At 33.3% G+C, this 15,243-nt stretch carries 10 protein-coding genes; 1 reads left to right on the top strand and 9 read right to left on the bottom strand.

The window, feature by feature from the left end; all coding sequences use genetic code 11:
* Positions 1-70: 70 nt before the first annotated feature.
* Entirely contained in the window at positions 71-949 is an 879-nt protein-coding gene (locus RMO70_RS13755) for a T9SS C-terminal target domain-containing protein (RefSeq protein ID WP_310557011.1), read from the bottom strand.
* Positions 950-1,049: 100 nt separating this feature from the next.
* Positions 1,050-4,478: a methylmalonyl-CoA mutase family protein gene (locus RMO70_RS13750; protein WP_310557010.1), complete on the bottom strand. Its 3,429-nt coding sequence runs from the start codon at positions 4,476-4,478 to the stop codon at positions 1,050-1,052.
* 281 nt (positions 4,479-4,759) lie between these two features.
* Here RMO70_RS13750 and RMO70_RS13745 point away from each other — a divergent pair, with 281 nt between their 5' ends.
* Positions 4,760-5,464, top strand: a complete 705-nt coding sequence (locus RMO70_RS13745) for a DUF4197 domain-containing protein (protein ID WP_310557009.1) — start codon at positions 4,760-4,762, stop codon at positions 5,462-5,464.
* A 137-nt stretch (positions 5,465-5,601) separates the two neighbouring features.
* Here RMO70_RS13745 and RMO70_RS13740 read toward each other — a convergent pair whose 3' ends face one another.
* The 7 genes from RMO70_RS13740 to RMO70_RS13710 all read right to left on the bottom strand — a co-directional run bounded on the left by RMO70_RS13740 (position 5,602) and on the right by RMO70_RS13710 (position 15,002).
* Complete coding sequence (locus RMO70_RS13740; protein ID WP_310557008.1) at positions 5,602-6,384, bottom strand: alpha/beta hydrolase; 783 nt, start codon at positions 6,382-6,384, stop codon at positions 5,602-5,604.
* A 102-nt stretch (positions 6,385-6,486) separates the two neighbouring features.
* On the bottom strand, positions 6,487-7,281 hold the full coding sequence (locus RMO70_RS13735) for a helical backbone metal receptor (RefSeq protein ID WP_310557007.1): 795 nt from the start codon (positions 7,279-7,281) through the stop codon (positions 6,487-6,489).
* A gap of 58 nt (positions 7,282-7,339) precedes the next feature.
* Positions 7,340-8,164, bottom strand: a complete 825-nt coding sequence (pyrF, locus tag RMO70_RS13730) for an orotidine-5'-phosphate decarboxylase (RefSeq protein ID WP_310557029.1) — start codon at positions 8,162-8,164, stop codon at positions 7,340-7,342.
* Positions 8,165-8,632: 468 nt separating this feature from the next.
* Positions 8,633-10,714, bottom strand: a complete 2,082-nt coding sequence (locus RMO70_RS13725; protein ID WP_310557006.1) for a DUF5723 family protein — start codon at positions 10,712-10,714, stop codon at positions 8,633-8,635.
* A gap of 250 nt (positions 10,715-10,964) precedes the next feature.
* Entirely contained in the window at positions 10,965-12,038 is a 1,074-nt protein-coding gene (gene prfA / locus RMO70_RS13720; protein WP_310557005.1) for a peptide chain release factor 1, read from the bottom strand.
* Between the two features lie 313 nt (positions 12,039-12,351).
* A complete protein-coding gene (locus RMO70_RS13715; protein WP_310557004.1) occupies positions 12,352-13,758 on the bottom strand; it encodes a di-heme oxidoredictase family protein in 1,407 nt (468 codons plus the stop codon).
* A 65-nt stretch (positions 13,759-13,823) separates the two neighbouring features.
* Positions 13,824-15,002, bottom strand: coding sequence for an imelysin family protein (locus RMO70_RS13710; protein WP_310557003.1), 1,179 nt, complete (start codon positions 15,000-15,002; stop codon positions 13,824-13,826).
* Positions 15,003-15,243: the final 241 nt, after the last annotated feature.

Below are 15,243 nucleotides of genomic sequence, written 5' to 3'. Positions count from 1 at the left end.
CTGCGAAAATACAGATTTTGGATTAAAATTGATACTTAAAATTATCATAAATTTTGAGTTATGTGTTTTTTTAAAGATAATCCCTCAAATCTAAAATATGCATTTTTTGAGGATTATTGACAGTCAAAAACTTTAAATTTTCATTTGTAATATAATATTTGAGACCATCTCTAGTTGAAACACCTTCTATTTGTTGAAAATTAAAGTTGAAGTTTAACTTACGATGATTTGCAGAAAAGAAATTATTATTATTAAAATCATAAAATAAATGCAGGAATGATTTCCCTTTTTTAGTATATCCACACAACACTATTATTTTCTTGGAAGGCAAATAATTTACACCTGTTATAACTCCTTTTACGTTAAATGAGTCTTTTTTATATGCTATATAGTTTCCTGGTATTTTAGGTAAAGCATAAATAGTTGTTTGTTTATTTTTCCATTCTTTCGAAAAAAGATAAATACTATCATTAGTTATAATCAAAGCCTCGCAATCAAAATTTGTTGTCTTTGTTTTTTGTTTTCCAAAATTAATTTGGTTTGGATATTTATATGCAATAGTATCTATTATTGGTTTTCGTTCCAATAACGATTTTTTTTCAACTCTTAAAATATGTAAATTGGTTCTATTTCCTTTGTTGTTTCCAAAATCACCTACATACAAATATTTTTCATCTTGAGAAATCTCTTCCCAGTCTGTATTGACAACATTTGGTAAATTATAGGTTTCCAAAATACTTCCGTTAATGGTATCCAAAGCATACAAATTCGTATCCGTATCATCGTTGTGAGTCCAAAGGCGATTATTCCATTGAATTAAACCTGATGTTTCATTTAATTTTTTATCTAAATCAAAGCTTTCAATTGGATCAATTTTTGTTTTTTTAAATTGACAACTACCATCATTAACAGTTGCTTTTGGATTATAGTTTAATGACTTTTTATCCATACAACCCAAAATTTGAGCTTGAATAGTAAAACAACTAAACCAAACAAAAATCAATACAACTATTTTACACTTTAATTTCAAAATCTAATTTTTTTAACTATTACATATTCCTTCTATACTGCCCACCTACTTCAAACAAAGCGGCAGTAATCTGCCCTAGCGAACAAACTTTTGTAGCTTCCATCAAATGGTCAAATAGGTTTTCGTTTTTAATAGCTGCTTCTTGTAAAATTGTTATGTGTTCAGCCACTTTTGCTGCGCTTGACGAATGTAAACTGGTCAACATATCAATTTGATATTGTTTTTCTTCTTCGGTAGCTCGAATAACTTCTGCTGGAATTACAGTTGGGGAACCTTTAGAACTTAAAAAAGTATTCACTCCAATAATAGGAAATTCACCATTGTGCTTTAAGGTTTCGTAATACAAGCTTTCTTCTTGAATTTTACTGCGTTGGTACATTGTTTCCATTGCACCAAGAACGCCTCCACGCTCTGTAATTCGGTCAAATTCTAGTAACACCGCTTCCTCTACTAAATCTGTTAATTCTTCAATGATGAACGAACCTTGGATTGGATTTTCATTCTTTGCCAATCCTAATTCTTTATTTATAATCAACTGAATTGCCATTGCACGACGCACCGATTCTTCGGTTGGTGTGGTAATTGCTTCATCATAAGCATTGGTATGCAACGAGTTACAATTGTCATAAATTGCATACAACGCTTGCAAAGTAGTACGAATGTCATTGAAATCAATTTCTTGTGCGTGCAACGAGCGACCAGAAGTTTGAATATGGTATTTCAACATTTGAGCTCTTTCGTTGGCTCCATATTTATTTTTTAAGGCTTTTGCCCAAATTTTGCGTGCCACCCGACCTATTACTGCGTATTCAGGATCGATTCCGTTAGAAAAAAAGAACGATAAGTTAGGTCCAAAATCGTTGATATTCATTCCTCGACTTAAATAATATTCTACATAAGTAAAACCATTGGAAAGTGTAAATGCTAATTGGGTGATTGGGTTTGCTCCTGCTTCAGCAATATGATATCCTGAAATAGAAACCGAATAAAAGTTACGCACGTTTTCTTTGATGAAATATTCTTGCACGTCACCCATTAATCGCAAAGCAAATTCAGTAGAGAATATGCAAGTATTTTGCGCTTGATCTTCCTTAAGTATATCGGCTTGAACGGTGCCACGAACTTGAGATAAAGTTCTAGTTTTTATTTTGCTATAAACATCGATTGGTAAAACTTCATCACCTGTTACTCCCAATAAAAACAATCCTAAACCGTTGTTTCCAGCTGGAATTTCTCCTTGATAACTTGGACGAGGGATTCCTTTTTTCTTGTAGATTTCGTTTATTTTTTCTTTAATTTCAACTTCAAGATTATTTTCTTTGATATAAATTTCACATTGTTGGTCGATAGCTGCATTCATAAAAAAACCTAACAACATTGGAGCTGGCCCATTTATAGTCATCGAAACCGAAGTCATTGCGTGTACTAAATCGAAGCCAGAATATAGTTTTTTAGCATCGTCTAGACAGCAAATAGAAACTCCAGCATTTCCAATTTTTCCATAAATATCTGGACGAACGTGTGGATCGTTTCCGTATAATGTTGGACTGTCAAATGCTGTCGAAAGTCGTTTGGCTGGCAATCCTGCGCTTACATAATGAAAACGCTTGTTGGTTCGTTCTGGCCCACCTTCTCCAGCAAACATTCGGCTTGGATCTTCGCCTTCTCGCTTGAATGGGTATAATCCTGAGGTAAATGGGAATTCTCCAGGTACATTTTCTTGTAAATTCCAACGTAAAATATCGCCCCAAGCTTGGTATTTAGGCAAGGCTATTTTTGGTATTTGGGTGTGTGATAAACTCTCGGTATGTGTGGCAATTTTGATTTCTTTGTCACGTACTTTGAACGAATATATTGGATTTTTGTATCGGTTTACTTTTTCGTCCCAATTCAGAATAATTTCCCAATTGTAAGGATCGAGATTCATTTTTACTCGGTCGAATTCTTTTACTAATAAATCAACAAAAACTTGGCTTTCAGGCAGAGCTTGTCGAAGACCTTCTTCTTCAATGCCAAATTTTGACAAGCTTAATTTGGCATTGGTAACACTTTCAATAGTTTTATAAATTCCGTATAATTTCTGAGCGACTTCTACTTGTGTAAGCGCCGTTTCGTCATATTTGCGATTGTTTTCGGCAATTTCCGATAAATATCGGGTTCTGTGAGGCGGAATTACATATATTTTCTCACTCATTTCGCGAGTAATTTCAAATGTAGATTTCAGGTTAGCACTTGTTTTTTCAACAATTTTATCCATTATTGATTTGTAGAGCGTGTTCATTCCTGGATCGTTAAATTGCGATGCAATAGTTCCAAAAACCGGCATCGAATCTGGGTTTTCATCCCACAAATTGTGATTGCGTTGGTATTGTTTTTTGACATCGCGAATGGCATCGAGTGCACCACGTTTGTCAAATTTGTTTAGGGCTACCAAATCGGCAAAATCTAACATATCGATTTTTTCGAGTTGCGTGGCTGCACCAAATTCTGGTGTCATCACGTATAACGAAACATCAGAATGATCCATAATTTCGGTATCGGATTGACCAATTCCAGAAGTTTCAAGGATAATTAAATCGTATTCGGCTGCTTTCAAGACTTGAATGGCTTCGGAAACATATTTAGACAATGCCAAATTGGATTGGCGAGTTGCTAAAGAACGCATATAAACTCTAGGATTGTTAATGGCGTTCATACGAATTCTATCGCCAAGAAGTGCGCCACCTGTTTTCTTTTTGGATGGATCGACGGAGATTAATCCGATGGATTTTTCGGGAAAATCGATTAAAAAACGACGAACCAATTCGTCAACTAATGATGATTTTCCAGAACCACCCGTTCCAGTTATTCCCAGAACTGGTGTTTTTTTTGATTTGTTTTCATCAAATTGAAAGACTTTTTTAAATTCCTCATTTCGATTTTCTGCCAAAGAAATTAATCTGGCTATGGTGGAAATATTTTTTTCTTTTAAGGATTTTTGAATGTCCAAATCGGCTGGTAAATCAGGTAAAACATAGTCTGATTTGGAAACTTTATCGTTTATCATTCCTTGTAATCCCATTGCTCGCCCATCGTCTGGGGAATATAATCGTGTAATACCATAATCCATCAAATCTTTGATTTCTGTCGGAAGGATTACACCACCGCCGCCACCAAAAATTTTAATGTGTGTGGCATTGCGCTCTTTGAGCAAATCGTACATATACTTGAAATACTCGTTGTGACCACCTTGGTAGGAACTTACTGCAATGGCATTGGCATCTTCTTGAATGGCAGTGTTTACTACTTCTCCTACACTTCGGTCGTGACCAAGATGTATGACTTCGCAGCCTGTGGCTTGGATGATTCTTCTGATGATGTTTATGGCTGCATCGTGACCGTCGAAAAGTGCTGCTGCGGTTACGATTCTTACTTTATTTTTAGGAATATACGGTATTTGTGGTTCCATTTTAAGGATTTGATAATTTTGAAGTGCAAATTTACAGATTTTTTGCTTGGAAAGATGTAAAACTAAAAGTTTTTAGGTACAAAACCAAGTTACATTTTAGCCCCGATAGAAGCAAGTATCCTTTTTATTGATTTGTTGTGAGCAATTTGTACTGTGGTAGAAATTACAAATCAATAAAAAGATACTGCGGATAGCGGGTACAATGTTGCTAAAGAAACAAAAAGTTTGTGCTCCTAAAAAAATTTGGCTCTATATTTGTACTAATCTTAAAAAAACATTTTATGAGAAAATCTATATTATTATTGGCTTTACTTCCTGTCTTTGGATGTGCAGAAATGCAACAAGTTTTACAACAATTGCCGCAAACTCAACAAATGGGATTGGATATTTCGGGTGGTTTAAAGGAGGCTTTGAACAACGGAATATCGAAACAGGTGTCGAAATTGACTGCCGTAGATGGTTTTTTTAGAAATGAGGCTGTGAAGATTTTGTTGCCTGAAGAGTTGAAAAAAGTAGATGCTGGCTTGCGCAAAATTGGGATGAGCAAATTGGCTGACGATGGTTTGAGAGCGATAAATAGAACTGCGGAAGATGCAGTGAAAGAAGCAACTCCGATTTTTGTAGATGCCGTTAAAAATATGAGTTTTGCGGATGCGAAAAATATTTTGATGGGAAATTCGACTGCAGCAACTGGGTATTTGCAGAGTTCGACTTCGACGGCATTGTATGGGAAATTTAATCCTGTGATTAAAAATTCGTTTGCAAAAGTAGGTGCGGATAAGGTTTGGGCAAATATAATTACGAAATATAATTCGATACCGTTTGTGAATAAAGTGAATCCTGATTTGACGGATTATGTGACAAACCAAGCTATGACAGGTGTTTTTAAAATGATTGCAGTAGAAGAAAAAGAGATTAGAGGGAATTTGTCTGCAAGGACTTCTACTTTATTACAGCAGGTTTTTGCTATTCAGGATAAAAAATAAATGTGTTATTTATGAATTAATAACAAAATCGTAACGAATACTTAACATATTGAAACGAATAAATTGTCACATTTGTGGTGTGTAAAAACGGTTTGGTTAGTTAAAATTTGAAGTCAGTATTTAGGTACTGGCTTTTTTTATGCTTGTTGGAGAAATGAAATTACTTCTTTGTTAAAAATTGCTGGTTGTTCCACGTTGACCACGTGTCCGCAATGTTGAATGACAAATAGTTTGGATGTTTTATAGTGTTTTTCGACTACTTTTCGAACCGATGGAAGGAACATATAATCCTCTTCTCCCATAATATATAGTGTTGGAACATTGACTTCTACTTGACGAAACCATTTTAAAACAGGATTAATTTCGGCTGTTAATTTAAACCAACGAATAAATTCCTTTTGATATAATTTTTTGGCTTCGTTGATAAACAACAAACGAGATTGTTTGTGGTTTTTGTTAGGCATAATGACAAATGCAAAAAACTTATACAACACCAAATAAGGCAAAACATATTTAAACATATTACCTAATCGCATTAATATTTGGGAGCGGAAATTCATTTTTAAGATGGCACCTCCTAAAATCATACTCTGCACTCTCTCAGGGTGCATCTCAGCAAGTTGCCGAATGACAATAGTTCCAAGCGAAATCCCAACAAAATGAGAGTTTTTTATTTTAAGAAAATCAATAACTTCCAGCACATCGTTAGCAATGGATTTAAAAGTATATTTCTTTTGAAATGCACGTTTAATTTGCTCGTTTGAATTTCCGTGACCACGCAAATCCAACAAAAGTATATTGAAATGCTTCTGAAAATCACGTATTTGCTTAAACCAAATGGACGAACTTCCACCAGCACCGTGTACAAAAGTTACCCATTGATCGCTGTTTTCGTTTTTATAGATGGTATAGTTTATCAATTTATGATTTTTAGCAAATATAGTTTAAAATTTTAGATTTTATCCTTCGACAAGATCAGGATAAAATTTGGGATTTGGGATTTGGAAATTGTGATTTGGGTTTTAGATTTTGGAATGTAGTAATTTAAAATATTCGAAGGATTTTACAAGTCGGCTTCCGTACCAAGAAAACATTTCGCCATCCACAAAAACTGTAGTGGCATGGTGGGTGTGTCGACCAATCTCGAAGGCGTGCTCTTCTTTGAATGGAAAAGGTTCAGAGGATAGAAAAACCAAATCTGGATCACCTTGTATTCTCATTTTTTGGATGATAACTTCTGGGTAACGTCCTTTATTTTGATAGATATTTTCTAGTTTATTGAGCTTCAATAATTCGTTTACAAAAGTATCTGAACCCGCAACCATATATGGATTTGCCCAGATAAAATAGGCCACCTTTTGTATGGGTTTGTCTTTAATGAAATTTTGAAAATCTTGAAGTGCAAAGTTGGTTTTATCAGTCCAATTTTGTGCTTCGGTTCGTTTGTTGAAAATTTGACCAAAATCGTGAATCATTTGCAGATTGTCTTCTATTGTGATGATGTTAGTAATCCATACTGGACAAATTTCCCGAAGTTCTTCCACTATTTCGAGTGTGTTTTCTTCTTTATTACAAATGATAATATCCGGGTTTAACTCCTTAATTTTATCGTATTTCACCTGTTTTGTACCGCCAACTATTGTTTTTGTTGCTTTGAGATGAAAGGGATGCACACAAAATTTCGTGATGCCAACTATGCTTTCTTCTAATCCCAAATCATATAATAACTCGGTTTGTGATGGCACAAGTGAAATGATTCGTTTGGGTGTGGATTGGAAAGTGTGTTGGTTTCCGAGTTGGTCGACTAAAGTTTTCATAGTTTGTTTTTACGAAATGCTATTCTTTATTGAAAAATTAAGAAATTTAAAGTTTTCATTAAGAGAAATAATTTTCTAGTATTTCTTCCATTTCTAGTTGCATTTTCAATGCTTCTTCCCTAGCCTTTTGAGCAAAATCTATATCATTTGAAGCATAAATGATACCTCGAGAGGAATTGATAAGTAATCCTATATCGGAATTCATTCCGTATTTGCAAACTTCTAGTAAGTTGCCGCCTTGAGCTCCAACTCCAGGAACTAAAAGGAAATTATTTGGAATAATTTTTCTTATTTCAGAGAAATATTCCGCTTTGGTTGCGCCAACAACGTACATTAAATTTTGTGCGTTTTTCCATTTTTTTGAAGTTTCTAACACATGTTTGTATAACTCTTTCCCATTGGATTCTAAAGTTTGAAAATCGAATGCGCCTTCGTTTGATGTTAAGGCTAATAGTATGGCGTGTTTGTTTTCGAAAGCTAAAAATGGTTCTACAGAATCTTTGCCCATATAAGGTGCAATGGTAACAGAATCAAAATTCAAATCTTCAAAAAAAGCTTTGGCATACATAGACGATGTGTTTCCTATATCGCCCCGTTTGGCATCGGCAATTGTAAATATTTTAGGATATTTTTCATTGATGTAATTGATTGTTTTTTGTAGCGATTGCCAACCTTTTATTCCATAAGCTTCATAAAAAGCCGTATTTGGTTTGTAGGAAACGCACAAATCGTGGGTAGCATCGATAATCGTTTTGTTGAATTCGAAAATGGGATCTTCTAACTCGAGTAAATGTGGTGGAATTTTAGTTAAATCAATATCTAATCCTATACAGAGAAATGATTTTTTGAATTTAATTTGATGAATGAGTTGTTCTGTTGTCATTGTTCCTTGGTTGCGAAGTGTCAAAGTTACAAAGTTTTTTTAACCATTGAAGAAGTTATGGATATTTTAATACCCTTCATACATTTTAAACCTAAGCGAGTCTAGTAGGTTGTAATACTTCATTTGCCTCTAATTACAGAAGTTAGCACGAATTAATTTGTGAAGATTCGTGACTAGAGCCTGAAAGTGCTAATGGCGAAGCAAATTCGTGATTGTTTTTTTAGAACATGAAAGGTTAATAAACCAAAAGGGTATAGTTTTAAGCTATACTTGAGACCAATAAAAAATTCATAAATTAATTAGTCTTTTTTTTGCATTAGCCCCGATAGAAGTGGAAATCCTTTTCTTTTTTTGTACTTCGACAAGCTCAGTATGACAAAAAAAGAAAAGATTGTAACGTATAGCGGGAAATAGCTCCAAAAAAAACGTCCCAATTCCTTGAGACGTGCTTATGAATTTTAAAAAAAATTAATTTACTAAATTGATTTCTACTCTTCGGTTTAGGTTTTTCCCTTTTGTAGTATTATTGCTGGCTATTGGTTTTTTGGAACCATATCCTTCAGAAGTTAATCGATACTGATTTACTCCTTTGTATACAAAATATTTTTTAACCGCAGCTGCTCTATCTTTGGAAAGTTTGAGATTACTCTCTGGTTTTCCAGCACTATCTGTGTGTCCTTCTATTCTGAAGCTGACCGTATCATACTCGTTTAATAATGTTACGATAAGATCCAGATTAGAGAATGACTCCGATTTAATTGTTGTTTTTCCAGTATCAAAAAGTATTGTTTTAGAAAAAGCATTTATTTTCTTAATTACATCTTGCTTGATTTCTGTTTTTGGAACTTCCTTTATAATTTCTTCAGGACATCCGTTGTTTGCTATTGTCCCAAATACTTCTGGGCATTTGTCGTCTTTATCAAAAACACCATCTTTATCTGAATCTTCCCAAGGGCAACCTTCATTGGTCATTTCTCCAAAAATTTTTGGACACTTATCATCTTTGTCTAAAACACCATCTTTATCATTGTCTTCCCAAGGACACCCCTTGTTTTCAAGTGGACCAGCAAATTCTGGACACTTGTCATCTTTGTCTAAAACACCATCTTTGTCACTGTCTTCCCAAGGACATCCTTTGTTTTCAAGTGGACCAGGAAATTCTGGACAATTATCGTATTTATCATAAACACCATCAAAATCAATATCTTTCAATTTTCTTTGATAAATAGGTATTTTTAAACCAAAATGAGCATCAACTGCTTTTGTTTCAATAAGCATTGCGCTTAGAATTGAACCAGAGCCAACAAATAATGGTCCAACTCTAAATCCAAAACCAGCTTGTAAACCCGAATACTGCAAATACGTAATTGGTGTATATAAACTTAACCATTTCACTTCGTAACGTGGAGTTAAAGTAACATTATTATTTATATATGAAGAATTTTTATTTTTAGCACTTATAAGACTTAAATCTGTATTTAGATTCAAATACAAACGCTTATTCATTCTCCAATCTGCGTTAGCGTGAATAGCCGTTGGTAGATTAAATTTAATTGATTTCGTTTCTTCAATTTTAGCATACAAAACATCAAAACTTGAGTTAATATTGTATTGCAAATCAGTATAACTTGTGTTTGCATTGTATTTTGAAACAATGGCATCTCTATAATTAATTTTACCAATATCGGTTACAGACAATCCGATTCGAAATTTATATTTATTTTGATCTTTATGATAACTTTTACCACCCTTTTTATTAGTATATTGATAATTAGCATAATCTGGACGATATTCATAAGTAAAACCTAAATCACCACCAAAACCTTTTCCTAAATTATCTATAGGAGAATCTAAATTATCCAAGGAGTTTATATTACCGGATTCTATATATCCAGTTGAAGTTGTAGTATTGGTAGCATCATTTCCAGTAAAATCATAATTTATTGATAAGTTATTTGATTTAACGTAACCTGTATATAATCCACTTAAGTATTTTGCAGAAAAACCCCCTTTTAGAAAGTGTGTTCCTGTATTCATCAAAATTCGAGCATAAGAAACTCCAAATTCCATCCAAGAATTTGATGCAACACTAAAATTTTGGTTAGGAACATTATAATCTTCACTAACAACATCTTGAATGTCGTTCAGTGCTTTACCGTTAATATTACTTATATGTAAAATACCTCTTCCTCTTGAGAAAATGGCTATGGAACTTTTTTCATTCAAATTAAACATAAATGAAGGTCCAAGTACATCAATGTTTGTTAGAAAATTATTAACAGATTTTGGATTTTTCGACCCATCGTTTTCAAAATCGAAATCGTTTTTTAATAAATCATTAAATTTTGCTCCATAATAATCATTACCAACAAAACCACTTATCGTAAAAAGGTTAATATCTGTTCTAAAACGGGAATCTACAATGTTTGCAGGATTATTAATAACAGAATGCACACCAGCATAGTTATCATTAAGGTAGCCAAAATAGCTTTGTGCATTTGTATATGAGATGCTTAATAATGCGAAAAAAATTAAAATTTTATTTTTCATAGATTTGAGTATATTATTAGGTTATAAGAGGGAAACTTGTTAATTATTGTGGATTCATTTCAAAAAAAAATGATTTAAGTTATTAAATCATTTTAAATTAATTAGGCTTTAGTCTATAGTCTATAGTGTTCATTTCGTTATTTTTAATATTATAGAAAATTGAAGTTACTTACCAAAGAATTGATTCCAAAACACTATTTTTCAATATTTTTTTTTGAATTTCTTAATTTAGCCCAAAGTCAATTAACTATTAAAAAACTTCGCTTTCTTTGAGTTTTTCCATATTGTTAACCAATTGAAGCTCATCAACAAGTTTTTGAATTTTCCCATTCATAACCCCATCCATATCAAAAATATCCATCCCAATTCTGTGATCTGTCACACGACCTTGCGCATAATTATAGGTTCTAATTTTTGCCGAACGATCACCTGAACTCACTTGCGAAGTACGTTTTGTAGCATCTTCTGCTTGCTTTTTTGCCAATTCCTGTTCGTACAATCGAGAACGTAAAACAGTTAAAGCTTTATCTTTATTTTTATGTTGCGATTTTTGATCTTGACATTGTGCCACTAATCCAGAAGGAATATGGGTCAATCGAACTGCTGATTTAGTAGTGTTTACTGACTGCCCGCCTGGTCCAGACGAACAAAAGAAATCCACACGCACATCATTCATATCTATCTGAACATCGAATTCTTCCGCTTCTGGCAAAACCATTACTGTAGCTGCTGATGTATGTACTCGACCTTGTGTTTCCGTTTGCGGCACACGTTGCACACGATGTACGCCTGCTTCAAATTTTAGGGTTCCATAAACATCATCTCCAGTCACTTCAAAAATAACCTCTTTGAAGCCTCCAGAAGTTCCCTCGTTCATATCTACAACCGAAGTTCTCCAACCACGACCTTCACAATACTTAGTATACATTCTAAACAAATCACCAGCAAAAATTGAGGCTTCATCACCACCTGTTCCTGCACGAACCTCAACCATTACGTTTTTAGCATCCTCTGGATCTTTAGGAATTAATAAAAATTTAATTTCTTCCTCAATTTCTGGAATTCGAGTCTTGGCTTCATCCATTTGCATTTTAGCCATATCAACCATTTCAGCATCAGAACCATCAGCAATAATTTCCTGAGCTTCTTGTATATTAGCCATCAAAATAACGTATTCGTCACGTTTTTCAACAAGCCCTTTTAGGTCTTTGTATTCTTTATTTAATTGCACGTAACGTTTTTGATCTGCGATCACGTCTGGCTGAATTATCAAATCAGATATTTCGTCAAATTTTTGTTTGATTATTTGAAGTCTGTCTAACATTTTATATTTCCTTTATTTGGAGTGCAAAAATACAAAAAAGTGTTCAGTAAATCGTATTTAGCGATTAGTTTTTTTGGAGCTATTTCCTGCTATCCGTTTCAATCTATCGTTTTTTAAAGAAAAAAACGATAGGATTTTCACTTCTATCAGGGCTATTTTAGCAACTTTTAAGGAACAATAATAAATATTTAAAATGTAAAAATAACCTTAGTGCATTATATTAAATTTTCAAATGATAGTATTTTTGCCTAAATTCTTGGAACTCAAAATTTGAAATTCTCAAAAAAATTATTTCCAATGTAAAGAAAATAAGTTACAATGAATCAATAAAACTCAATAAATTATTTCTATCATTTGTAGACAATTGCTTGAATTTAATTTTTGAATTTTGTGCCTCGCCACTATGCCACAAAATAGCTTCGATAACATTTCGAGCTCTTCCGTCATGCAGTAAATTAGTGTGCCCGTTCACAGTATTAATTAGTCCAATTCCCCAAAGTGGTTGTGTTCTCCATTCGTTTCCAGTTGCAAGAAAATCTGGAGTATTGTCAGACAATTCATTTCCCATATCGTGCAAGAGCATATCGGTGTAAGGTCTAATTATCTGGTCCCTTAATGCTGCTATTGAATATGTATTTCCTGTTTGCATTCTGGGAACATGACAACTTGCACACTGAATGTCATTAAAAGTTTTCTTTCCTTTTAATACATTTTGATCTGAAACATTTCGTCTAGCAGGAACGGCTAATGAACTTGAATACAATACAACTTTATCGAAATTTGAATTCGATATTTCAGGACTTCCTCCGTTAGGGATGGCACTTAAATCGACACTTGGAGGCGCATTTTCATTTGGAAAAATACTGGTTGTAATTCCCATATCACCAGAAAAAGCTCCAGCCACTTGTTGTCTTATACTAGGTTGATTAGCTTTCCAACCAAAACGACCTAACTTTTGAGAGTTACTCTCAACATCATAAACATAATTGGCTTTTCCCGAAATCCCATTACTATTATTAGTTGTTGCAAAGCCCAAAATTGTATTTTCAGAAACTGCTTCCAGCAAACCCAAACCTATTATCTGATTTGCAATTCTTGGAGAAACCAACATTCCGCTAGCTAAACTACCATAACCTAAAGTATTAATTTGATACAATGGTTTTTGAAGTTCAACAACAGTTCCATCCGCCAAAGTTTCAGAAATAGTTTGATATGTAATATTGTATTTTCCTTTAATAACTTGCCCTAAAATAGCATTGTCTTGTAATTGATTTCCATAAATTGGGTCCGAAAAAGCACTTCCGTTAGGGTGACTTCCTGCTAAACTCAAACGTAATAATAAACCTCGACCTAACTGACCATCAAAAGCAGGTGGACGACCACGACCGTCTTTAAAATGACAACTTGAACAATTATTAGCATTAAAAAAAGGACCTAAACCATCACGAGCAGTTGTTGATGCAGGTGCAGAAACCCAACTTTGTCTAAAAAAAGAATTTCCTATCCCGAAATCTGATTGTTCATTTTGGGTTAATGTTGAAGCAAAAAAGCCAAAAGCCTCCTGTGTAGCATTAAATACTGTCGCTTCGCCTCCTGAATATTCCTCACGCTCTTCCGCAGTTAGTATTACTTCCGTTGGAATACTTTTATAATCATCATCTTCACATCCAATAAGTTGAACACAGAAAATAACAAGGATAAGTTTTGAAAGAATTTTCATAATGTAAAAATAGAAAAAGTGTTCTTAATTAAAAGAACACTTTGGTTAATATATTTTAGAAACTACTAGTTAACAATAATTCCAATTTTAGTAGCTCCATTTAATAAATTTGATCCTAAATTTTTAAATTGTAAAGCTGCCGATTTAACTTTGGCACCTTCTGCTGAAGTTTCTCCTCCTGAAATAGCCAAATCAAACGGATTTAATAGTGCATTTGCCTTAGTTAATGATAAAGTTATTGAGGCGTTAGTATCAGTATATGCTTGAACATTTGCTTGATTTACTAAATCTTCAAGTGATGCGCCATCAATTGTTCCATACTTTCCTTGGTAAACATTTACAACTCCTTGCAAATTCAATATAATATCTCTGTGAGTGTTGTCGCTAAAGCAAGAATGTTCGTCTTCCTGATCTGCATTTCCAAGAGCTGTTTCCATACGTTCTACAGGCAATTCAGCTGAAATTAAAGTGGTTATGCCTAAATATATGTTTTTAAGTGCTACATTTTCTGCTAAACCTAAAAATATAGTTCTGTATGCTCCACCCACTTTCCATTGGTTTACCATATATAATAAGTTATCTGTCAATAAATCAGCACAAACACGCAAATATAGTGCTCTTCTAGCTTGATTACTAGCCGTTCCTCCAGTAGTTAAATAATCTGTATAAGGTCGTTGTCCTGCTTGATTTGCTGAAGGAGCTGTTAAATCTTGTCCCCATAATAAAAATTCTATGGCGTGGTAACCCACTGAAACGTTTTTCTCGTCAATATCTAATGCGTTTTGACCTTCTAAAGTACCTTTATCAATTGTAGGGTATAATGTTGGATTGTTTATAATTCCAGCGTTAGTAGCTCCATCTACATAATCTACAAAATTCTCATCCATTGGCCAAGAATTTAGTAAACCTTCTGGCCCAGCCGAATCGTCAATAGGTCCATTTGCAAAACGAAAAGCTTCGGTTGTACCATAACTTTCACGGGATAATTTCCATTTGGCTTTTGCATTATCAAAATTAATCTGGTTAGGTGTAGTCGTAAATGTTGTAATAGCAGTTTCTAAAACTACTGCATCGTCATACGCTTTTTGATAATTAGCTGATGCAATGTTTGCATAATTCTCAATTGCTTGTCTTTTTGTAACACTATTGTCTATTGGCATTACAGGTGTATTATCATTGTTACAAGAAATAACTATTGTTGTGGTAACTATAAATAGTATTGTTTTTAAGAATAGGTTTTTCATATTATTTTTATTTAGATTGATTAAATTTAAGCAAATATAATTTTAATTTTTAAAACACAAAATTATTTAGAACAATTTTAAATAATTATAAATTGTTGAATATTAATGATGGAAAAAAGAAGATAATTAATCCTAAACAAGGTTTTACAACAATAAGAAATAGAACAAAAGTTAAATTTTAAAATTATTTGTAATTATTCTAAATAAAATAAGAATTATCAAATAAATGATTTTATATTTG

Source organism: Flavobacterium sp., from assembly GCF_031422135.1.
Classification (GTDB): domain Bacteria; phylum Bacteroidota; class Bacteroidia; order Flavobacteriales; family Flavobacteriaceae; genus Flavobacterium.
Note: the sequence above shows the minus strand (reverse complement) of the source record. Positions and strands in the feature narration are given on the sequence as shown.

Excerpts from the sequence above, each read along its gene's own strand:
- RMO70_RS13755 (WP_310557011.1), bottom strand. The coding sequence starts at position 949 with ATGGATAAAAAGTCATTAAACTATAATCCAAAAGCAACTGTTAATGAT.
- RMO70_RS13750 (WP_310557010.1), bottom strand. The coding sequence starts at position 4,478 with ATGGAACCACAAATACCGTATATTCCTAAAAATAAAGTAAGAATCGTA.
- RMO70_RS13745 (WP_310557009.1), top strand. The coding sequence starts at position 4,760 with ATGAGAAAATCTATATTATTATTGGCTTTACTTCCTGTCTTTGGATGT.
- RMO70_RS13735 (WP_310557007.1), bottom strand. The coding sequence starts at position 7,281 with ATGAAAACTTTAGTCGACCAACTCGGAAACCAACACACTTTCCAATCC.
- pyrF (WP_310557029.1), bottom strand. The coding sequence starts at position 8,164 with ATGACAACAGAACAACTCATTCATCAAATTAAATTCAAAAAATCATTT.
- RMO70_RS13725 (WP_310557006.1), bottom strand. The coding sequence starts at position 10,714 with ATGAAAAATAAAATTTTAATTTTTTTCGCATTATTAAGCATCTCATAT.
- prfA (WP_310557005.1), bottom strand. The coding sequence starts at position 12,038 with ATGTTAGACAGACTTCAAATAATCAAACAAAAATTTGACGAAATATCT.
- RMO70_RS13715 (WP_310557004.1), bottom strand. The coding sequence starts at position 13,758 with ATGAAAATTCTTTCAAAACTTATCCTTGTTATTTTCTGTGTTCAACTT.
- RMO70_RS13710 (WP_310557003.1), bottom strand. The coding sequence starts at position 15,002 with ATGAAAAACCTATTCTTAAAAACAATACTATTTATAGTTACCACAACA.